The organism is Paraburkholderia phenoliruptrix (assembly GCF_019511605.1).
In the GTDB taxonomy this organism is placed as follows: domain Bacteria; phylum Pseudomonadota; class Gammaproteobacteria; order Burkholderiales; family Burkholderiaceae; genus Paraburkholderia; species Paraburkholderia phenoliruptrix_A.
The window spans coordinates 418,625-438,224 of sequence record NZ_JAEUAV010000002.1 but is presented as its reverse complement, the minus strand read 5'-3'; the positions used below and the strand labels follow the sequence as shown (position 1 = coordinate 438,224).

Below are 19,600 nucleotides of genomic sequence, written 5' to 3'. Positions count from 1 at the left end.
TATCCCCGCGCCGTCGCGCCCCAAGCTAGCTAAACCCGGCCCGCTTCAGTCAGATGACCTTCTCAGAACCGCTCAGTCAGCCGAGTCAGCTTTTGCGGGCCGGAATGCGCCTAAGTCGCCGTCGGCGATCCCGTCATCTGCCATCGCCCTCTCCGCTGTCCGAAACTCATGAACTGACAAGCGAAACATCGGCACGTCCCTGCATGCCGCCACACAAAAAAGCTAAAGGCCCGACAGGAAGGCGGAAAACGCAGAGGAATCGGCATGCGTCCGCGACCTGAAGTTCTATTCTTCAGACGCTGCGACTAACGCGCTTCCGGTCGGCTCTGCGGGTCGCGGGCAGCCATTCCGCGCGTGCGCGGAACGGGGGATGTATGACACTTCCAGCACTCGCCCGCCCGGCGCGACGCGCACTTCACCGTCGGCACCCAAATGGGGCTCTCTGGCTCGCCATCGGCCTTTCGCTCACGGGGCTCTGCTTTACGCATGCGGCGCTCGCTGCGGGGCCCTTGCCACAAGGCGGCACTTATGTGGCAGGCACGGGCGCGATAACAAGCCGGGGCAACGCCGTCGTGATCACGCAGCCGGGCTCGACCCGCGGCGTCATCGAGTGGAACAGCTTTTCGATCGGCAGGAACAACAGCGTGACGTTCGACAACGGCGCGGGCACGACGCTGAACCGGGTGATCGGTGGTTCGCCGTCGGCGATTCTCGGCAAGCTGACTGCAACGGGCAGCCTGTATGTAATCAATCCGCAAGGCATCGTCGTGGGGCCAGCGGGCGTGATCAGTACGGGTGGCCGATTCGTCGCGTCCACGCTCGATATCTGCAACTGCGCGTTCATGCAGGGCGGTAACGCACTCACGCTATCGGGCGACTCGAATGCAAACGTGATCAACCTCGGCAGGATCAGTTCGAGCGGCGGCGACGTGTTCCTGATCGCCCGACGCGCGGTCATCAACGCGGGCGAGGTGTCAGCGCCGAACGGCACCGCCGAACTGGCCGCCGGCGAGAATATCCTGTTGCAGGACTCGAACGACAGCAGGCAGGTATTCGTGCAAACGGGCAGTCAGGGCACCGCTGTCAACAGAGGCCGGATCGAGGCCGCGCAGATCAGCCTGCAGGCCGCCGATGGCAACGTCTACGCGCTAGCCGGCGGCGGAACACGCATACGTGCGACGGGCACCGCGAATCGGGACGGTCACGTGTGGCTCGTCGCCGACGGCGGGCGGGTCGCGCAGTACGGCAGGATCGCCGCAAGCGACGGAAGCGGCAACGGCGGAGCCGTCGATACACAAGCGGCGCAACTGGGGTTCGGCAAACACGCAGCGGTTCACGCAAGGCAGTGGTACCTGTCGACCCCCACTTTCATCATCAATGACGCCGCCGCACACGCGCTGCAGCGCAGCCTGAGCGGAGGCACCTCGATCGAGGTCACGACGACCGGCGCCAATGGCGCAACAGGCGATCTGCGCGTCGCTTCGAGCCTTCGCTGGAGCGGCTCGGCCTCGCTCACGCTTGCCGCGTATCACAGCGTCTCTCTGACCACGGGCGCGACCGTCGCAAACAACGGTGCGGGCAATCTCACGTTGCGTGCCGACGCAGCAAGCATCGATAACAGCGGCAGTGTCATCAATAACGGCACCATCGACTGGTCGAAAAGCACGGGCACCGTCAGTGTGCTCTACGACATGAATGGCACTTATAGCCAGGGCATCGTCTCCACCAACAATGCATGGAGCGCCGCGCCATACAGCGGGCTACTGACACAGGTCACCGGCTACAAGCTGGTCAATACGCTGACTGATCTGCAGAACGTGTCGCTTGACGTGGCGGGAACCTACGCGCTCGGTAAGGACATAGACGCAGGCGCGACATGGCCCGGGGTGCCAACTGCTGTAGCTTTTCGACCGATCGGCGATGGAGCGACTCCGTTCGCTGGCCAGTTCGACGGCATGGGACACAAAATTACGTCACTCTGGATCCTCGATCCGTATGCAGTCGTGGTCGGGCCCGGGAACGGCGGCGCTATGGGCCCTGAGATGTCGCTAGGGCTGTTCGGGGACATCGGTACAGCCGGCGTGGTGCGCAATCTGACAGTGGACGGCGTCACCGGCCAGTATCTCGTAGGCGACGCGGGTATGCTTGCGGGTGTGAACCGCGGCAGTCTCGTCAATACCCATACGAGCGGGTCAGTCGTACTCGTGTACGGCATCGGGACAAATGTTGGCGGACTTGTTGGCTGGAACGACGGCAGCATAGCGCGCTCATCCAGCAAAGCGACAGTTTCCGGCCAGGGCTACGTTGGTGCGCTGGTCGGCGTGAATCAAACGAGCGGCAATATCAGGCAGTCGTTTGCAACCGGCGAGGCCAACTCATTCGGTCACGGCTTTGGTGGAGGCGGACTTGCCGGTAGCAACGCGGGTCTAATATCGCAGTCCTACGCAATGGGCCCGGTCAGCTACCAGCCGGACTTCTGCGATGGTCATTGCTTTTCGAATGGAGGCGGCCTCGTCTTCACCAACGCGGGCACGATTACGCAGTCATTTGCGACTGGCGCACTGACCCCGCGTGCCGGATTTTCCCCGCAGCCCGCCGGGATTGCCAATACAAACAGAGGCGTCATTGCAGGCGATGTGTTCTGGAACGCTGAGTCGACAGGAACTGACATCGGCGTCTTGTCGGGCACCCCGATTCCCGCGGCAAACGGGTTGACCACTGCCCAGATGAGCCAGCCAGCTAGTTTCGGGCCGACCTACGATTTTGGAGCCAACGGCGTATGGGTAATACCAGATGGTGCCCTGCATCCCCTGCTTCAATGGCAGACGCAGCATTGAAACGGCCGACGCAACGGGCGATCTTGCCGGCGCTTCAGTGGCGGCGTTCGTCGGAGATGTCGCCAACTCGGGATCGTGAGCGTGGCGGATGGCGATGCGGTCACATATATGTCCACATCGCAAGATCGCGTGAATGGCACTGTCTGGCTAAACATCACTTCAAGGCTATTTCTTTTCGCAACAGCACGGCAAATTGTGTCCGTCCTCAAGGGAGGAGCCTAAACATTTATTTGCTTTTCGCCACGGACTACTAAGATTAAGTGTTGGGCGGTTTGGAGGCTTTCGGGCTTGCTTTCCTCTGGTCACAACACCCTGCGTTCCGCGACAACGACTTTTACTTTGCATAGTCGTGACCATTCGGTGACCTCGACGAGGAGGATGTATGTCGCACGGAACGCAAGTCTGTCCAAGTATAGCTGTCATGTTGCGGGCCCTTTACGCGCTGCTGCTCATCGCGGCAGTGCAGCCCGCCGCAGCGCAGATCATCAGCACCTTCGCCGGCCCTGGTTCGGGCGGCGGGAACGCGCCCGCCATCCAGGCCGAAGCCATCGCGGTGGACCGATGGGGAAACATCTATACAGCGGAACCAACATATAGCGTGGTCCGGCGCATCGACCACGACAACGGGACTGTGACCATCATTGCCGGCACCGGGCAAGCAGGCTATAGCGGCGACGGCGGTCCTGCAACGCAGGCTATGCTCCACTATCCGACCGGGGTGGCGCTTGACAGGGCCGGTAACGTATTCATTGCCGAACCTTTCGCCCATGTAGTCCGCAGGGTGGATCGGCACACCGGCGTCATTACCACGGTGGCTGGCCTGGGTACTCCCGACGTGCCCAACCGCGGTGACGGCGGCCCGGCCACGCAAGCAACAATGTACGCAAACGATGTCGCAGTGAACCGGGAAGGCGATCTGTACATTGCCGATTCGGCAGCCGGCCGCATCAGGCGTGTGGACCATCAGACAGGCAATATCTCGACCGTCGTCGACCTGGGCAACACCTACATCGTGACCATGGCCTTCGACACGCACGGCGACCTGTTCGTGGTTGATCCCGCTGCGGCAGGTGTCGTGCGATTTGACGTAAGGACAGGGGTTGTCACCAAGGTAGCCGGCGCGGGGGGCACGTGCCCGGAGGTTGGCGGCTCGGCGTGCTACAACGGAGATGGCATTCTGGCGACCGACGCATTGTTGAACTTCCCCACGCATATCGCATTCGACTGCGCCGGTAACCTGGCGATCAGCGATACCTTCAATTTCCGCGTGCGCCAGGTGAATAGGCAAACCGGCATCATCACGACCATTGCCGGCAACGGGCAGGACTCCTATGGCGGCGACGGCGGCCTTGCCACTCAAGCTAGCATAGGCCGTCCGAGGGGGCTCACGTTTGGACCCAGGGGCGATCTGTTCGTTGCGAGCTCCGGGTACATTCGCAAGGTAAGCGGCCTGCCGGAAACCGGACACCGCTGCAAAGAACGTGATGAGGACCGCCACGGCGGCGATGCGGGGCGCCCTGGTGATCGCACCCATCGGAACGATGGTGGTGCGTTGATTCCATGGTGGTGGTGACACCGCTTGCGCAAGGCCAGTAGCGCGCTCGCAGCGGATCGCGCGTGCTTGCTCATGCGACGGTCGCCGGGCCCCGCTCGGCGACCCATTCGGCGCCCCATTCGGCGACCGTCAGGCGGCTGCATGGAATCGTGAAGCAGTCAACAAACCGAGGCCGCTTCATGGCGATTGCGCCTGAGCGGCATCACCTCATCGCCTAGCCGGCGAAACGCTGGGAGCGATACGGGTCCAATAGGTTCACCGTCACGCCGTCAAGCAATTCGGTGGTTATCAGCTGCGACAGTCCGGCCGCGAGACTGATGCCTGCATTCGTTGTAATGGAAAGCACGCCCGGCAGTTTCTCTGAGCGGCTCACCACAGGCAGTCCATCGGCGGGAATCACGCGACGCGTTTCTGTGACCTTCTCGACTACGGCGTCCTTCAGTCCCGGTAGCACTCGCGCGGCGACACGTACAAGCTCCTGCGGATCGGGCGTGCTTGGATCGCCAACGGGAGAACCGGAGAAGTGCTTGGCGATTACTACACGACCGTCGATGCGCTGGATCGCGTGAACGTGCGCGCCAAGAATGACCGAATCGAAGATCCGTGGCAACGGCGCAAGATGGACGACGCTTCCCGTGCTGTGGGTGAGCGGTGCCTTGAGCCCCGTGCCTTCGACGAGTTCCGGGTTCGCAATGCCGCCCGCGAAGATGAGAAGATCGGCTTCGCGCTTGCCGCTTGCGCTGTGGATCTCGTAGCTGCCCGCCGTCTTCGCGAAGCCTTGATACGCATCGTGTGGCGAGTACTGCGCCCCGCGTGCCACCGCCGCATCCAGCATCATTGACGTGAGTTGCACCGGAGACATCATCCCTTCGTCGGGCGTGTAGAAAATATCCGTCTCGGCTCCCGGTTCAAACCCCGGCTCGATTTCCCGTGCCTCGGCGGCGGTGACGCGGTACGTCGGGCTGCCCCAGCGCAGGCGCCGGTCCAGTTCCGCCGCGAGTTCGTGTGCCTCCTCGGTGCCGGGCTCGGCGCTTTGAAGGCAGCCCGACCAGCGAATCGGCAGACCGTGGATTTCGCTTTGCAGGAAACGCCAGCGCAGGTGCGACAGACGATGCAGATTGAAGTAATGCTGCGCACCAGCTTCGCCAAGCGAGTCCGCATTGCGAAACTTCGTCTGGTTCGTTATCCACGCGAATGATCCTGACGTGGCGCCTTTCGCGACTTCGTTCTTGTCGAGCACGGTGACGCGCGCGCCGCGTCTGGCGAAATCATAGGCGAGCGTGGTGCCGATAATGCCTGCGCCGATGATCACAACTTTAGGTGCCGAATTCATGGAGTGCCTCTTTGCATTGATGCAGGATGTGTTGCGAAGGTTAGATTCTTGAGTCCTGGTTGCTATAGCTGACCACTGTCGGCGACGGCTTCACTGTTCGCGCCGCTCAGCTGCGAGCCTCTCTTCGCCGCAGAGCGTGTTTGCCGGCGCCAGCTTCCATGCCCGGTGCGTTCGCCGCGCCGAGCGACACGTTACGGGTCTCTGGAGCCATGCGAGCCGATACGAGCAGGCCGATCAGACTGATCCCGCCCGCGATGAGCAGACCCGTGGCGCTTCCAGAATGGACGAGTACTGTGGGAAGGAGGAACGTTCCTGCCGCGGCTCCAATGCGGCTCGCAGACATTGCGAGTCCCATACCGGTGGCACGAAGATCAGTCGGGAAGATCTCGTTCGGGTAGATGAATTGCAGCCCGGAGCCGGCAGCCTCGGCCACCGTGAAGAGAATGAACAGACCGATCGCGACCGCGGCAATGCTCGACATAGGCGTCGCGAGAAGAAAGAGCGCGAGCGTCGCGAGAACGAACGAGGCCAGACAAAGCGTGCGCCGACCGACGCGGTTGACGACGACCATGCCGATCGCAGTTCCGACAATCGCAAACGAAATGATCAGCAGCGAACCGGCGAGTGGCTGAGTGACACCGAGCGACTTCAACAGCATCGGTTGAAACGTCTTGATTGCGAATGAAGGCGCAATCTGACACATCCAGAAGATCGAGCAGAACACCAGCATGCGTCCATAGCCTCGCGAAAGCAGCTCGCGGATTTTGGACAACCCGAGGCCACGCCCGGAAGTGCTGACGCGGGTCTCAGCAACGAGCGCATCGAAGTCGACCTGCGGCCCAAGATGCTGGGCCACGATGTCACGAGCCGCCTCTACCCGCCCTGCGGAAATCAACCAGCGGGGCGACTCCGGAATGTTAAGGCGCAACAACAGGAAAATTGCCGAAGGGATGGCAGCGCTCGCAAGAATGTAGCGCCATACACCGCTTTCGCTGCCGCTAACGATCAGGCCCGTTGCGAGGCTCAAGGTATATCCGACCCAGAGCAAAAGCACGAGGCTCGCGAGCACGGGCCCGCGAAGCTTCCGAGGCAGGAACTCAGCAGCGAGGGCAGTCGCGATGGGATAGTCCGCCCCCAACGCAACCCCCATGACGAAACGAAGGATAAAGAGCGTCGTCACGTCATGCACGAACAGGTGCGCGAGTGAACAGATAACGAATACAGCGAGATTAAGCACATACATCTTCTGGCGGCCGAAGCGGTCCGTCATCGGGCCGAAAACAAGGCCGCCGACGAACATGCCGATAAGGCTCGACGCGCCGATCAGACCGATCTGGAGCGCGCTCAGCGCGAGGTCCTTTGCAATGAACGGCAGCGCTACAACGATGATCCCCAGCAGGTAGCCGTCACAGAACGGCCCTCCTGCCGCCACGACGGCGATCTTCTTATGAAAGCGGCTTGCAGGTAGATCTTCGATGCCGACGAGTGCCTTTGCCATATGTGCCTCCAAACGTTGCCGAATCAGATGACGGGATTTGTTCTTCTATTCGGCTAGGCTAAGGTCGGGCACAATATCGGTCAATGTCGGATTTTATTCACCAAATATCGAAGGGTTCGATATGTTATTCAGCGAGGAGATCAACACGTTTCTGGCGGTAGTCCGCTCGGGCAGTTTGCTTCAGGCTGCAGAGATCGTATCGACAACGCAATCGACGGTCTCGTATCGGATCCAGTCTCTGGAGCGCCGGGTCGGACATCCGCTGTTGCGGCGCTCGAGGGGAGCGCGGGGCATATCGTTGACCTCTGAAGGTGAGCGTTTCCTCGACATTGCCGAGCGCTGGAAAATGCTCGAAATCGAGGCTGAGCAACTTCAGGCGAATCAGGTGCGGCACCTTGCTGTCGGTGCGGTGGACGCCGTTGCCATCAACGTCCTTCCCCCGTTTGTCGCCGCGCTCTGCGACGAGACACCGCCCGTCCGATTGCATATGGAAAGCTCGCGCTATTTCCAGCTCGCTAACCGCGTTGCTTCTGGTCATCTGGACGTAGCCTTTACCTTGACCCCATCGGAACACGTCGATCTTCTTTCAAAGAAGATCCGGGACTACGCGATGCTTGTGGTCTATGCTGCGTCCGGTTCGGCCCCGTTGCCCGAAGCGCTCGATATGACGGATCTCGATCCATCCAGAGAAATTCATCTGCCTTGGTCGCCTCAGTTCGATCTATGGCGCGTTCGGCGCGGGTTTTCACGGCACGTAAATTGGGTCGAGAAAGCACACATGCTGGCACCGATGCTCAGGAACGGAGCGTGGGCCATTGTTCCCAGTTTTTTGGCGACGCCGTTAGCCAGGGAAACAGGATGCACGGTCCATCGGATCGCTTTGAACCCGCCAGACCCGCTTTCTCTTTTTATGATTTTGCGCAAACAGAGTAGCGATGCCACCGAACGGCAGCAGCAACTCATCGAGATGGCTCTCGCTGCCCTCAAATGACGTGTCGATAGCGACACGCCCGAACGCATCGTCCTCGGGATTCGGTTTTTTCCGTGCACGGCGAAGCGCGCGCACTGTCTCCGTGCGAGCCGCCACCTCAACTCCGCGAGCGGCTTACCGACACTCCGATCCCCACCGGCCCGAATTGCGGTCGTTCGCTACCCCTCAGCCGGGAATCAGACGCTCTGCCTTCAGTCGCTCGAAAAGATCGAAGAACGCATCTGGCGTACTCTGATAATTGAGGAATCCTGCCTTGCGGCTTTTAGTCATATCCGTCAAGACTTCCATCGGACGGCCCAGGTCGGCGTCGGTGTGCCACCACGAAGCGAGCCGGTCGATGTCCGGCTCCGCTAGACCGCGCTTTGCCGCAATATCGCGCCATTGATGCACGGCGTCCTGCATCCGGTCTTCGAGTGGTCGCACGATGCCATCGAACGTTGCCGCTTCAATGCCGAAATAATCGGCCAGTTGCCCCCACATCGTTTTCCAGCGGAACACGTCGCCGTTCACTACATTGAAATCTTCGTTTCGCGCTGCTTCAGTCGTCGACGCCCACTCGAGATGTCGAGCAAGAAGGCGTGCATCGGTCATGTCTGTAAGACCATTCCACTGCGCAGCGGACCCGGGAAAGACGAAAGGCTGCCCGGTATGCCGGCATAGCGTCGCGTAGACGGCAAGCGTCTGCCCCATGTTCATTGCGTTGCCAGGCGCAAAGCCGATCACCGTGTGCGGGCGATGCACGCTCCACGTAAAGCCGTGGCGCGCCGCCGCGTCGAAGAGCCGGTCTTCCTGCTCGTAGTAGAAATTCTCGACCGGCTGACGCCCCTGCGATTCCCGAAACGGCGTATCTGGAACGGCGCCGGACGCGTATGCCTCGAACGGGCCGAGATAGTGCTTCAGGCCGGTCACCAGCGCCGCATGTTCGAGCTTCGCGCGCGGGCCCAGCGAATCGAGGACGTTGCGGACCATCGCGCCATTGACGCGGATGTTCTCCTTCTCGTTCGCCTGCCGCGCCCATGCGGTGAAAAACACGTGGCTGACGTCGATGTCCTTCGTCGCAGCCGCGACGGATTCAGCCGACGTGAGGTCCGCGACAATGGGCTGGCACCCCGGCACACCAGCGCTACGTCCGCGCGATAGTCCATAAACGGTCCAGCCGGTCGACAGCAGACGGTCCGCAAGGGCTCGCCCGACAATGCCGCTGGCGCCCACGACCAGTGCTCGACGATTCATTCGTAACTCCAGTTTGCGTTCGACACACAAGGATACTTCAGACCACATTTCCCGTTCGGGATAGTATTTCCGTATTCCAGCGAATCCATTTCATCAATTGGCTACCTTCCCCACCGAACGCCTGAAGGGCATCATCCCATTCGTCTGTGCTGCCGACTCAGGCGGCTTCACCGCTGCGGCCGAACGGCTGAACCTCACCAGTTCGGCGGTGAGCAAGAGTGTCGCGCGGCTCGAACGGCGGCTCGGCGTCGTACTGTTCGAACGGACGACGCGCAGTCTCTCTCTCACGGACGCCGGGCGCGCGTTCTATGAAACCTGCACGCGCATCCTGGCGGAGCTTGCAGAGGCGGAGGCCATTCTCGCCGCGCAGAAGCGCGAGCCGGTCGGCACCGTACGCGTCGCGTTGCCGGCCTCTTTCGGCCGTCTGTGCGTCGTGCCGGTGCTGGTGCGCTTTTCCGCGCAGTATCCGGACGTGCGGCCGCAGCTGTTGTTCACTGACCGCTTTGTCGATCTGGTCGAAGACGGCGTCGATCTCGCCGTGCGTATCGGAGGGCCGTCCGTTCTGCCGGCGTCGCTTGGCCAGCGCTTTTTAGGTCGCGAACGGCTGATCTTCTGCGCAGCGCCGGCCTATCTCGAGAAAAACGGCATGCCGCAAACAATCGACGACCTCGAGGAACATGCGTGTGTCGTGTACGGGCGGCCCGACGGCGAGCAGTCACCATGGTCTTATGCTGTGGCGGACGGGCAAGTCGGGCAATGCATCGTGCGTCCACGCATCGTGGCAGGCGACGCTGAAGCACAACTCGCATTCGTACGGGCGGGACTCGGCATCGCGCAACTCGCGACATGGCTGGTGCGGGATGATCTGAAGGCCGGCCGCCTCGTCACTATCCTTGACGAGGCCGCAACAGATGGCTTGCCGCTCAGCCTGCTCTGGCCGGTCGCGCGGCAGTTGACGCCGAAGGTTCACGTGCTGGTAGAGATGCTCGAAGCGCACCTGCATATTCGGTGAATAGATCGCGCGATCTGACCAGGAACTCTCGAGGCGTCGCGTCGAACCCGCGTCGAACCCGCGTCGAACCCGCGTCGAACAACCGGAACAACCGGTTTTGGCCAGTTGCCGAACCTCACCGTCCCAGCGCCGTGCATTCTCTTCAACCGCCGCGCAAAGCCTGAGCTCTTTCACCGTTGTCGCGTCAAAGTTCACTTGCCCTCGCGAGTGACTTCCACGCGCAAGCTCACGTGCGCACTACCCGCTTGCCCGTTGCCAATGCACGCGGCATGGCGATACACCCATCGTTGCGACCTTGTCACCTAGGTAACAGCCGCCGCTATTTCAGGCCCTCCAAGCTTGCGCGCACCGTCCCAAGTGAGAGCGCAATGACAACCGAGACCACCAGCGACTGTGCAGCCATCGCGCATGAACCGTGCGAGTTCGATGCGCCTGGCAACGCCAGCTTCGAAAGCGCATGGAAGAACGTGCGTCCGTTTCTCGAACGACGTGCGAGAAAGCTCGCCAGAGGCGACCTCGTCGCCGCCGACGAACTGCTTGCCAATACTGCGCTGAAGGCGCTGCTGTATATGCGCCGCATGCCGCATCGGGTTCTCAACCCGGAAGGCTTCATGTTCGCCGTGCTCAATCACGTGTTTCTCGACAGCGCGCGACATGCGAGCCGCGAGGCGCGCGTGCTGCACTTCTGCTCCGCGGACGATATGGACTACCTGAGCGCCACAGCCGTCGCGGCGGCGTCGCCTACGCATCTTTTCGAACTCGACGAAGGTCTTGCGCAGATCGCCGACGCAGTCGCAAATCTGCCGCCGGCCCAGCAGCTTCTCTTCTCCATGAGGTTCGAGCATGAGATGACGTACGCGGCCATTGCGAGCGAGTTGAAGATCAGCGAGGCGCTGGCGCGCAAGCGGATCGAACTCCTGCGCAAAAGACTGCGCGCGACGCTGCACGCCACGCGCCCGTCCGGAAAAAACGCTTCACGACAACGCGTCTGACTCGTTCATAGCTGCGTCGCTCGTCGAACTCAACCCACCCTTGAAGGAGCTGTTCATGGCGGATTCAACTGCAGTCAACGCACAGATAACCGATGCGGTCACGCAGACCAACGTCAAGGTCGTCGCCGAGGCGCCTGCCCAGGCCATCGCAGCGCTGTATCAGGTCGCGAGTCATTCGGCAGGCTTGTCGCTGCAAAACGCGGTGCATGGTCAACAGTCGCTGAACCAGATCTCGACGGCCGTGGTGTCGAAAGCCGTTGCGCTGATTATGGCCATTGGCGAGAAGAGCACCTGACCCTCGCCATGACGACCACGCATACGGAAGGAGAAGGCATTCATGGCTCTGTGGGACTTATTCAGCAAACGCGCGCGGCCCGCGTCGACGCCCGCCGGCTCGGGCCGTGACGAGGCTTCACACGCGGTACCAAACACGGCACCGGCTGCAACTCCGGACGCGGCTCGAGACACTGCGCCAGCCACGACTTCGGGCGCGACTTCGGACGCAGCTCCAGACGCAGCGAACCCGACCACCGCACCGCCCTCGCACGTGACCGACGAAACGGGAGCAACGATGCAAGCAACCAGAAGCACGCCCGCTGAGAACAAAGCGGCGACCACCGCCGGCACGCCGCCACTTGCAACCGGCGGGCAGAACTCACCGGAACAATCCGCCGCCCGCGCGACGACAGCGTCCACGCCCGGGTCCACACCTTTGTCGAAGGTGCGCGAGCGCGCGACATCGCAACAGGCGGCCAACAGCAGCCCGCCCACGAGCGCGCTCAACAGTCAGATCGTGCAGGCGGTGCAACTCACGAACGCCGAGACCGCGAGCTATGCAGCGTCGCAAGTGGCAACGCCTCCGGACATGATGATCAGCCAGGCATCCGGTCTCGTCGCGCAATCGGCAGCGAGCTATTTCGACGGCGTCAGCAAGCTCGCGCTCGCAAGTCAGGCGGTGCTGCTCAAGAAGATGACTGAGAACCTCGCCGAGCAAAAGCTGGCCGCCGCCGCGGAAGACGCGCTCGGCGCATTGGCAACCGACCTGTTGATGGGCGCAGCCGCGGCGGTGGCAGCGGCGGCTGGTGCAATCGAAGCGGAGTCCGCGAGCTTCGCCATCGACAAGATCGACCAGAGCATCGCACGCTACAGCGCGACGCTCGCCAACCGCAAAGCCGGCTAACGCGTTGGGCTGCTGCCTGGTTGGCCTGGTTCCCCAGGTGACTGACTCGTCTGCACGGGCTTAGTCGATCAGGATCCCAAAGTATCAGGAGCATACCGATGAGCAATTCCGACCCAGACGCATTGGCGTCGCTTCGCCGTCTCGCCACCACCTGGCTGCAACGCCCGCTCACCGCCGCAGAACTCGCGGAGTTGGAGCAATTCCAGCAATCCACGGCAAAGGACCAGCCGGGGCAGAGCGCGGCCTCCTCCACCGACCCGGCCGTCCACGCAAGGTTGCAAGCGGCGCAAGTGCTCAACGAAGGCAGGCAGCGTTCCGAGTCTCTGATCCGCGAGGTCTTGCAGAAGCTGAAGGCGAGCGCAGCGCAAGCGCTGCAAGCACAGGAACGCGAGGAACAGGCGATTCTGAAGATCGTGGAAACGGCGCAATCGCTCAACGATCTGCGCCCGTCCATGCTCGTTACGCCGGCGAGCGGCCTGCCGCCCGCCGCGCAACTCGCGTTGCCGCAGATTGCGGACCGCCTCGCCAATCTGGTCAAGACGGAAGTCGAGCAGTGCTTCGAGCGTTACTTCGGTCCGTTGCAGCGGCAACTGGCAAGCGCGCTCGCGCAACTCGACAACGCAGCGAGCGCGGCTCCGGCGGCCACGTCCACAGAGATCGAACCGACAGCGACACCGACACCGACTGCGACACCGACACCCGCTTCACAGAGTCCCTCAGAGGACGTTCATGCAACCAGCGCGACACCCGCCGCGCACTAAACCGAAGGAGTTCGAAATGGCATTTCCCACTTCCGTCAACGATCAGGTCACCGACGCCGTCACCCAGTCGAACGTCAAGGTGGTCGGCGAAGCGCCGGCCATGGCGATGGGCTCGATCTATCAAACCATGGCCCACTCGACCGGCATTCTGTTCGAGAACGCTGTATCGGCGCAGCAGCAACAAAACACGCTGACGCAGGCGGCCACGAACCAGGGCGTGATGCAAATCTACAGCCTCGATACGACGGCCGCCGCAGGCGCCACGGAGAAGGTCGCGCAGACCGGTGTTGCCGACAACCTGACGAGCCTGCTCACGGTGCTCAACGCCTTCCGCCGTCAATAAAGTCCGGCAGTTCCGCCACGCGCAAGCGTAGCGGCTCGATTTCCGTCTTTACCTTGAACTGAGGAGCATAGCAATGGCCTTTCCCACAGCCGTCAACAATCAGATAACCGATGCCGTCACGCAGTCGAACGTCAAGGTTGTCGCAGAAGCGCCCGCAATGGCAATGGGCTCGCTGTATCAGACGATGGCGCATTCCACGGGCATTCTCTTTCAGAACTCCGTGTCCTCGCAGCAGCAGCAGAACACGCTGTCGCAGGCAGCGGCCAACCAGGGCGTCATGCAGGTCTACACGCTCGACACCACGGCGGCGGCCGGCGCCACCGAAAAGGTCGCGCAGACCGGTGTCAGCGACAACCTGACGAGCCTTCTGACCATCCTGAATGCGCTGAATCCGCCTAGCACCAGCGCAATCTGACGCGCTGTCACGCGCCGGAGCAGCGCAACGCTCTCCGGCGCGAGTCGTTCCCTCCTGCTTCGCCGTTCCCCTTTGATCAACGCATCGTTTGCACGCATCCACGCACAGGCGCGAGCCCGCGCCGGGCACTGCGCGTGGACCCCAGCCAAGCGGATCGGCATACCGCGAACGGCACGCGCTCAGGTAATGGAGATGTACGCGACCGAGCGCAAATGATCCACGTCGGCTATCAGCAACGTGTCGTGCGTCCAGCTGATGACTCCGTCGCGCCGCCATGCTTGCAATTGCGCATTCAGCTTCGGGCGGCTCACGTTCACCATCGCTGCGAGATTGCTTTGGCTTGGCGGCAGCGGCACCACAATGCCGCCGTGTTCTGCCCGGCCACATTGGTCGATTGCCGAGATCAGATGGCGCGCGAGACGAGATTCAAGCCGGTACAGGCAAACCGATTCGATAAACGCTGCGGCCTTGCGCACCTTGTCGCACAGAAGCATCAGCAGGCGTTGAATGAACAACGGCTCTTTGGTCAATTGAGGAAAGTGGCGCCGCCATAGCAGAAGCACGCGCGTCGGTCCGCACGCGAATGCTGCCGCCTGACGGCGGCTCGCATCGACAAGAGCCGTTTCGCCGACCACCTCGCCAGGCTCGGCGCTCTCGGTAATCAGCTCCCTGCCGTCGGGGCCGTAGAGCAGCGTGTAGAGACGCCCCGAGACGACGAGCGCAACGAAGTCGTCGGGATCGTGTTTGAGAAAGAGCGCCTCGCCATCGTCCAGACGTCGCTCCACGACATGCGATGCAACGTGATGGATCAGGGACTCGGGCATGTCGCGGAAAAGCTTCGACTGCCTCAGTAGTGCTTGCCGGTTTTCGGTCCTGGAAAAGCCGGCATCTGCGGTTGCATTGCGTGCTGTTGATTCCACTTTTTGTTGCCCCCGGCGTGCTCTTCTGGCGGAACACGTTGAACGTTCGATTCGGCCTTGCGTGAATCAATCGTCATACGATTATGCGCACAGTATGCCGCACGCGGGGCGGTGGCGGCGTGACTTCACAAAGCGTCTTTCGACGCGTTCATACCGGCGTAGCACGAACACCGGCCATCCGGCCAGCCGCGCCTATGCGCATTGATTCCGGCACTCGTCAGGGAGAAAGACATGCCTAGTGAATTCGAATTTCTCGACAAGCACTTTTATGAAACCGATGTCCCCGAACTCGCCGCGCAGGCCGCGCGTGAGCGCTTCGGCGACTACCCGCCAGCACGGGCAAGCACCGTGATCTACGGCATCCGATGGGCCGAGCTAGTGGACCTGATCGAACGCGCCGTCATCAATCATTCGTACGGGCCGACGATTTTCAACACGCCTGCCTTCGCGACCATTGGCGAATATCGCGGCCAGCCTCAATGGAACATTGTGCTGACGGGTTTGCGCTACGTGAATGCATCGATGAAAGTGGACCGCATGACAACGACCTACTCCGTCGAAAAGTTCAGCAACGGCACGATCATCGTCAACGCGCACGTGATCAACGGCGTGGTGCCCATGCTCGGCGACATCGTTCATCTGGAAGCGGCAACGGGCACCCCGGAGGGCCCCGTCGAACTGAAAAACGCCAACTGACCGCATGGCCCCGTTGCGGCGAACGTTTTTCCGCAAGCGCCCGATCACTCGCACGACGCATTGAGGAGTTCAACATGGGTATCTCAGCAGACTTTCTGATCAAGCACGTCCGGCCGTATGGCCAGGAAGCATTCGACATGATGTGCCTTGCAACCGGGCCGAACTCGCTGCGCGCATGGCTGTTGCAGCAGCACGTTCCGCAGTTGGACATTAACCTGGCGTTCGCCGCCTGGATGACCACGGCGAACCTGCCGATCAGTAACGAGACCGAGCCCCGCTTCGTGGCCTCAGCCACCCTGAGTTCCAACGCCCGGTGGAGCGAGCTTTGGCCGACCGGCCTGTCGACCATCGTGTTCCTGACGGCGCCGCTGCTCAAGCAACTCTCGGCGGTGAGCGAAAATCACCCCGGCCAAAGCCTCGATTTCGACGGAGCGGAGTACATACCGATCGCCGTAACGGTCAGCAGCACGCCGGGCACACAGCCCACGGTGAACCTTAACGCCGAGGGGATGAGCATTGCCGTCGACGCTCAGGGCAACTGCGTGCATTTCGCCGGCCTGATTACCTGAGCGTTTGCTCAGGCTTGCCATGAAGTCGCGCAGTGCGCGCCGAACTGCACGCGCGCTGCGCGATACGCATCGTCTACCAGCTGTATCAGATCGCTTCCTGGCAGAGCGCCATCATTCGCTGAACCATCGTGCTGGCTTCGTTCAACTCCAATTCGCTCGTGAAGAGCGCCTGCACATTCGAGAGGCGCACGGCGACGCCCGCATTCAGCAGGTCCTCGCTCGCGATCTTCAACGCAAGTTGCCCGATGCGCAGCCGCTCGAGCCAATGCATGCGCGCGCTGTTTTTGGCCAGCCACTGGCGGCAGCACTGGACGACGTGATCCACGCGCCACTCCGCACTGAGCGCATACGACGCCGCTGCGATCGCGACGAGAAAACACAGCAGTTCGGCGCGTTTGGCTGGGGGTAGTCGGGAAGGGACGTTTTTCATCCGCCTGTCTTTACGTATTGCTGGGTTGTCGGCATTCCCGAACGTATATGCGGGCATATAGCGTACAGGCAGTCAGCAATGGAAACTGCAGGCGCTCGTGCGAATTTCAACACTCGTGCGCCCGGCTTGGCACGCCTAGTCGCTGCACGCGGTGCTGCATTCGCGGCATGCCACCGCTTTGGCTGCGGGCTTCGCCTCGCCACTTCTGCCGAAGCTGACGAGCGCGGCAAGGCCAAGCAACGCGAGGCCGCTGCCGAACAGGAAGTCGGGGGCGATTCCCACCTGATCCACCACGATACCACCCACCAGCGAGCCCACCGCGATTGCCACCTGAATAATGCTCACGAAAAGCGCGGAGCCGGCTTCGGGCGAATCGGGCGTGGCGCGCTGAATCCACATGCTGAAGCACAGCGGCAACGCGCCGAACGCCACGCCCCACGCGAGCACGAGCGCGATCACGCCGGCCGACGACTGTTGCAGCGTGGGCAGCAGGACAAGCGCGAACATCAGCAGCGAAATCATCGCGCCAAGCGAGATCTTGAGGCTGCGCGTAACCGTGGACGATACCGCGAAGTTCGAGAAGAACCCGATAATGCCAAAGCCGAGCAACAGCCACGTAATAGTCGGCATGCTCAGGTTCGCGTTGTGCAGCAGGAACGGCGTAATGTACGTGTACGACGAAAAATGCGCGCCGAATACCAGTCCGACCATTACCAGGCTGCGACGCGCATGCGGCCTGCGCAGCAGCGAAACAAGATCGTGCAGACGCAACGCGGTATTCGACGGCAACGACGGCACGAACAGGAACTGCGCGATCAGTGCGCTCGCAACCAGTCCGCCCGTTGCCATGAACGACGCGCGCCACGACGCCAGGCTCGCGATAAAGGTCCCGAGCGGCACGCCGATCACGGTTGCACAGGTCACGCCGGTGAGGATAGTCGCCATCGCACGCGCCGAATCCTTGGGCTGCACGAGCCGCCCCGAGGCTGCGGTGGCCAGCGTCCAGAAGCCGCCCAACGCAGCGCCGAGCAACGCGCGGCCCACCAGCATCAAGATGAAGTTCGGTGCAAGCGCCGAGATCAGATTGGATGCCAGCAGCAAAGCCGTGAGCAGCAGAAATACGAGCCGCCGATCCATGCGGCCGGCGACCAGCATGAGGCCAGGCGCCGAGATCGCCGCGATAATGCCGGGCACAGTGACCATCAAACCGGCGGTGCCGGAGGACACGCCCAGGTCGGCGGCAATGCGCGGTAAAAGTCCAACGGGCAGAAATTCGGTGGTGACGAACGCGAACGCGCCGATTGCAACGGCCACGACCGCGAGCCATGAACGCAAGGGCGACGCCGCCCGTTCGTCGGGCGCGACTGCGCTCGCCGGCAGTTTGTCTTCTGTCAACATAGTATTGTTTGGCGGGTTACGAACAACGAATGTGATTGGAGCGGCTGCACCCAGCTAATCACCGTGGCTTTCGCCCTCGAGCACGATGGCGCACGAGCAAAAAAAGCAGGCTGGGTGGCCTGCTTTTGCACGGTAGGAATGATGAAGCGGAGGTGCGTCCGGAACGGAATACACCTTAACATCGTATTAAATCGTTCGCTCAACACTGCGAAAAATTGCGGTTGCGGGTGGGGTTATTCCGGCACTCCAGCGTGCGGAGGCCAACGCGAAAATCGCGGGCATGCGCCTTGCTGAATGCGCGACGGCATCTAATGCATCCATCGCACAATCAAAGGACATTGAATATGGTTAGCACGCGTCCCTGCACCGCGACCTGCGTGATCGACGGCATGCCGGTCACTCTGACTTTCTATCCCGACAACGGCGTGCTGCGGATCGCCGATCCGTCAGGCAATCTGATCAAGGAAACGCGCTGGCATGCGTCGTGGCGCTCCCTGCTGAACGAGTTTCGGCGCTTCGGCGAGCGCGCGGCGGTGCAGGGGCCGGGCGTCGCGGCAGTGGTGAGCCGCATTGTCGAAAATACAGAAGACTCAGCGTCTCACACTGCGCTCGCATGAAATAGCGATCAGGCGACGCGGCTCGGGGTACTCAGCGCCCGCAGCCATGTCCGCGGTTTATTGGCCGAAGTAAATTCTGCATTGCGGCCCGGTAGAGCATGGCATATTTTGCCGGCCGCCCGCTTCCGACCGCCCTGCTGCCACGCCTCCATAAGCGACGTTCTGCGCCGACGGCGAAGCCGCTGCTGCAGGTTCGCTCAAGGGGATGTCGGTGGTGGCCTGGGCCGACTCGTTCGCATGCTGCATCAACCTATGCCCCGACGATGCGCCTGCCGTCGTGCCGACGGCGGGTTGGGGGGCGAGATCGTCCGCGCTTGCGGCGCGCGGGGCGAGAAAAAGAATGGCGCTCACCACCGCCATCAATAAACGTAGTTTCATGTCCAGACTCCTTGAATCCGGCGCAGCAGTGTCCTCCCTGTTCGAGAATCGGTCCGTGTAAAAGCCGTTGCCCTACGTGGGCGACAGTCAACACATCGAGACGCGGGCCTGCTGCATCGACTCGTCGAATGAAGCGCTCGACGAGTCGCCCGCGCCGAGCCGGGCGCCGCACACGCGTACTGGAATTGCGGCTCGGCGCCCAGGCTGGAAAACACGGATTGTCCTCTCCACTCATTCTTTTATAGTTCGGGCGGCGTGGAATTCAACTGGCGAACCGGACCGTTGAACCGACCCGGGACGTGCGACCAATCTCCGCATCACGTTCAAATCCGCCAAAATCAGTTGAAACGGTGCGTGCATTGCGCTCGCAGTGCGTTATGATGACGACATAACCACGAGAATGGCCCCGCACCAACGCCGTCGAAAGACGGAGCGTGAATGC

The 19,600-nt window shown here is 61.8% G+C and carries 20 protein-coding genes; 13 read left to right on the top strand and 7 right to left on the bottom strand.

The annotated features are described in order from the left end of the window. The first annotated feature begins 374 nt into the window (after positions 1 to 374). Positions 375 to 2,837 carry a filamentous hemagglutinin N-terminal domain-containing protein gene (locus JNB89_RS05675; RefSeq protein ID WP_220361572.1) on the top strand — a complete coding sequence of 821 codons (2,463 nt, stop codon included), beginning with the start codon at positions 375 to 377 and terminating at the stop codon, positions 2,835 to 2,837. A 421-nt stretch (positions 2,838 to 3,258) separates the two neighbouring features. Then, a complete protein-coding gene (locus tag JNB89_RS05670; protein ID WP_223216703.1) occupies positions 3,259 to 4,410 on the top strand; it encodes a hypothetical protein in 1,152 nt (383 codons plus the stop codon). Between the two features lie 196 nt (positions 4,411 to 4,606). Here JNB89_RS05670 and JNB89_RS05665 read toward each other — a convergent pair whose 3' ends face one another. Together JNB89_RS05665 and JNB89_RS05660 are read right to left on the bottom strand one after the other, a co-directional pair. Continuing rightward, on the bottom strand, positions 4,607 to 5,725 hold the full coding sequence (locus JNB89_RS05665; protein ID WP_220361570.1) for an NAD(P)/FAD-dependent oxidoreductase: 1,119 nt from the start codon (positions 5,723 to 5,725) through the stop codon (positions 4,607 to 4,609). 106 nt (positions 5,726 to 5,831) lie between these two features. Beyond that, positions 5,832 to 7,223, bottom strand: a complete 1,392-nt coding sequence (locus tag JNB89_RS05660; protein ID WP_013342976.1) for an MFS transporter — start codon at positions 7,221 to 7,223, stop codon at positions 5,832 to 5,834. Between the two features lie 121 nt (positions 7,224 to 7,344). Here JNB89_RS05660 and JNB89_RS05655 point away from each other — a divergent pair, with 121 nt between their 5' ends. Next, positions 7,345 to 8,214 carry a LysR family transcriptional regulator gene (locus tag JNB89_RS05655; protein WP_013342975.1) on the top strand — a complete coding sequence of 290 codons (870 nt, stop codon included), beginning with the start codon at positions 7,345 to 7,347 and terminating at the stop codon, positions 8,212 to 8,214. 165 nt (positions 8,215 to 8,379) lie between these two features. Here JNB89_RS05655 and JNB89_RS05650 read toward each other — a convergent pair whose 3' ends face one another. Continuing rightward, on the bottom strand, positions 8,380 to 9,447 hold the full coding sequence (locus JNB89_RS05650) for an SDR family oxidoreductase (protein ID WP_220361569.1): 1,068 nt from the start codon (positions 9,445 to 9,447) through the stop codon (positions 8,380 to 8,382). 97 nt (positions 9,448 to 9,544) lie between these two features. Here JNB89_RS05650 and JNB89_RS05645 point away from each other — a divergent pair, with 97 nt between their 5' ends. The 7 genes from JNB89_RS05645 (at position 9,545) to JNB89_RS05615 (ending at position 14,150) form a co-directional block, all read left to right on the top strand. Then, a complete protein-coding gene (locus JNB89_RS05645) occupies positions 9,545 to 10,459 on the top strand; it encodes a LysR family transcriptional regulator (protein WP_220361568.1) in 915 nt (304 codons plus the stop codon). A gap of 368 nt (positions 10,460 to 10,827) precedes the next feature. Continuing rightward, on the top strand, positions 10,828 to 11,451 hold the full coding sequence (locus JNB89_RS05640; RefSeq protein ID WP_013342972.1) for an RNA polymerase sigma factor: 624 nt from the start codon (positions 10,828 to 10,830) through the stop codon (positions 11,449 to 11,451). Between the two features lie 55 nt (positions 11,452 to 11,506). Then, entirely contained in the window at positions 11,507 to 11,746 is a 240-nt protein-coding gene (locus JNB89_RS05635; RefSeq protein WP_013342971.1) for a RebB family R body protein, read from the top strand. Positions 11,747 to 12,022: 276 nt separating this feature from the next. Beyond that, entirely contained in the window at positions 12,023 to 12,631 is a 609-nt protein-coding gene (locus tag JNB89_RS05630) for a hypothetical protein (protein WP_223216702.1), read from the top strand. Between the two features lie 98 nt (positions 12,632 to 12,729). Next, a complete protein-coding gene (locus JNB89_RS05625) occupies positions 12,730 to 13,392 on the top strand; it encodes a hypothetical protein (RefSeq protein ID WP_220361567.1) in 663 nt (220 codons plus the stop codon). 16 nt (positions 13,393 to 13,408) lie between these two features. After that, positions 13,409 to 13,735, top strand: coding sequence for a RebB family R body protein (locus tag JNB89_RS05620; RefSeq protein WP_013342968.1), 327 nt, complete (start codon positions 13,409 to 13,411; stop codon positions 13,733 to 13,735). Between the two features lie 73 nt (positions 13,736 to 13,808). Further along, positions 13,809 to 14,150, top strand: coding sequence for a RebB family R body protein (locus JNB89_RS05615; protein ID WP_013342967.1), 342 nt, complete (start codon positions 13,809 to 13,811; stop codon positions 14,148 to 14,150). Between the two features lie 179 nt (positions 14,151 to 14,329). Here JNB89_RS05615 and JNB89_RS05610 read toward each other — a convergent pair whose 3' ends face one another. Continuing rightward, complete coding sequence (locus JNB89_RS05610) at positions 14,330 to 14,974, bottom strand: Crp/Fnr family transcriptional regulator (RefSeq protein ID WP_222858215.1); 645 nt, start codon at positions 14,972 to 14,974, stop codon at positions 14,330 to 14,332. Between the two features lie 327 nt (positions 14,975 to 15,301). On the opposite strand from JNB89_RS05610, the gene JNB89_RS05605 reads away from it, so the two are divergent. Further along, positions 15,302 to 15,766 carry a hypothetical protein gene (locus JNB89_RS05605; protein ID WP_013342965.1) on the top strand — a complete coding sequence of 155 codons (465 nt, stop codon included), beginning with the start codon at positions 15,302 to 15,304 and terminating at the stop codon, positions 15,764 to 15,766. 74 nt (positions 15,767 to 15,840) lie between these two features. After that, a complete protein-coding gene (locus JNB89_RS05600) occupies positions 15,841 to 16,335 on the top strand; it encodes a hypothetical protein (protein ID WP_135891481.1) in 495 nt (164 codons plus the stop codon). Positions 16,336 to 16,420: 85 nt separating this feature from the next. Here JNB89_RS05600 and JNB89_RS05595 read toward each other — a convergent pair whose 3' ends face one another. Together JNB89_RS05595 and JNB89_RS05590 are read right to left on the bottom strand one after the other, a co-directional pair. Further along, positions 16,421 to 16,765 (bottom strand): hypothetical protein, encoded by a 345-nt coding sequence (locus JNB89_RS05595; RefSeq protein WP_220361566.1) that lies wholly within the window; start codon positions 16,763 to 16,765, stop codon positions 16,421 to 16,423. A 135-nt stretch (positions 16,766 to 16,900) separates the two neighbouring features. Continuing rightward, positions 16,901 to 18,163, bottom strand: coding sequence for an MFS transporter (locus JNB89_RS05590; protein WP_135891480.1), 1,263 nt, complete (start codon positions 18,161 to 18,163; stop codon positions 16,901 to 16,903). A 344-nt stretch (positions 18,164 to 18,507) separates the two neighbouring features. On the opposite strand from JNB89_RS05590, the gene JNB89_RS05585 reads away from it, so the two are divergent. Continuing rightward, positions 18,508 to 18,780 (top strand): hypothetical protein, encoded by a 273-nt coding sequence (locus JNB89_RS05585; RefSeq protein WP_013342961.1) that lies wholly within the window; start codon positions 18,508 to 18,510, stop codon positions 18,778 to 18,780. A 57-nt stretch (positions 18,781 to 18,837) separates the two neighbouring features. Here JNB89_RS05585 and JNB89_RS05580 read toward each other — a convergent pair whose 3' ends face one another. Continuing rightward, entirely contained in the window at positions 18,838 to 19,158 is a 321-nt protein-coding gene (locus JNB89_RS05580) for a hypothetical protein (RefSeq protein WP_220361565.1), read from the bottom strand. Between the last annotated feature and the right edge of the window lie 442 nt (positions 19,159 to 19,600).

Excerpts from the sequence above, each read along its gene's own strand:
- JNB89_RS05675 (WP_220361572.1), top strand. The coding sequence starts at position 375 with ATGACACTTCCAGCACTCGCCCGCCCGGCGCGACGCGCACTTCACCGT.
- JNB89_RS05670 (WP_223216703.1), top strand. The coding sequence starts at position 3,259 with ATGTTGCGGGCCCTTTACGCGCTGCTGCTCATCGCGGCAGTGCAGCCC.
- JNB89_RS05665 (WP_220361570.1), bottom strand. The coding sequence starts at position 5,725 with ATGAATTCGGCACCTAAAGTTGTGATCATCGGCGCAGGCATTATCGGC.
- JNB89_RS05660 (WP_013342976.1), bottom strand. The coding sequence starts at position 7,223 with ATGGCAAAGGCACTCGTCGGCATCGAAGATCTACCTGCAAGCCGCTTT.
- JNB89_RS05655 (WP_013342975.1), top strand. The coding sequence starts at position 7,345 with ATGTTATTCAGCGAGGAGATCAACACGTTTCTGGCGGTAGTCCGCTCG.
- JNB89_RS05650 (WP_220361569.1), bottom strand. The coding sequence starts at position 9,447 with ATGAATCGTCGAGCACTGGTCGTGGGCGCCAGCGGCATTGTCGGGCGA.
- JNB89_RS05640 (WP_013342972.1), top strand. The coding sequence starts at position 10,828 with ATGACAACCGAGACCACCAGCGACTGTGCAGCCATCGCGCATGAACCG.
- JNB89_RS05635 (WP_013342971.1), top strand. The coding sequence starts at position 11,507 with ATGGCGGATTCAACTGCAGTCAACGCACAGATAACCGATGCGGTCACG.
- JNB89_RS05630 (WP_223216702.1), top strand. The coding sequence starts at position 12,023 with ATGCAAGCAACCAGAAGCACGCCCGCTGAGAACAAAGCGGCGACCACC.
- JNB89_RS05625 (WP_220361567.1), top strand. The coding sequence starts at position 12,730 with ATGAGCAATTCCGACCCAGACGCATTGGCGTCGCTTCGCCGTCTCGCC.
- JNB89_RS05620 (WP_013342968.1), top strand. The coding sequence starts at position 13,409 with ATGGCATTTCCCACTTCCGTCAACGATCAGGTCACCGACGCCGTCACC.
- JNB89_RS05615 (WP_013342967.1), top strand. The coding sequence starts at position 13,809 with ATGGCCTTTCCCACAGCCGTCAACAATCAGATAACCGATGCCGTCACG.
- JNB89_RS05610 (WP_222858215.1), bottom strand. The coding sequence starts at position 14,974 with ATGCCCGAGTCCCTGATCCATCACGTTGCATCGCATGTCGTGGAGCGA.
- JNB89_RS05605 (WP_013342965.1), top strand. The coding sequence starts at position 15,302 with ATGCCTAGTGAATTCGAATTTCTCGACAAGCACTTTTATGAAACCGAT.
- JNB89_RS05600 (WP_135891481.1), top strand. The coding sequence starts at position 15,841 with ATGGGTATCTCAGCAGACTTTCTGATCAAGCACGTCCGGCCGTATGGC.
- JNB89_RS05595 (WP_220361566.1), bottom strand. The coding sequence starts at position 16,765 with ATGAAAAACGTCCCTTCCCGACTACCCCCAGCCAAACGCGCCGAACTG.
- JNB89_RS05590 (WP_135891480.1), bottom strand. The coding sequence starts at position 18,163 with ATGTTGACAGAAGACAAACTGCCGGCGAGCGCAGTCGCGCCCGACGAA.
- JNB89_RS05585 (WP_013342961.1), top strand. The coding sequence starts at position 18,508 with ATGGTTAGCACGCGTCCCTGCACCGCGACCTGCGTGATCGACGGCATG.
- JNB89_RS05580 (WP_220361565.1), bottom strand. The coding sequence starts at position 19,158 with ATGAAACTACGTTTATTGATGGCGGTGGTGAGCGCCATTCTTTTTCTC.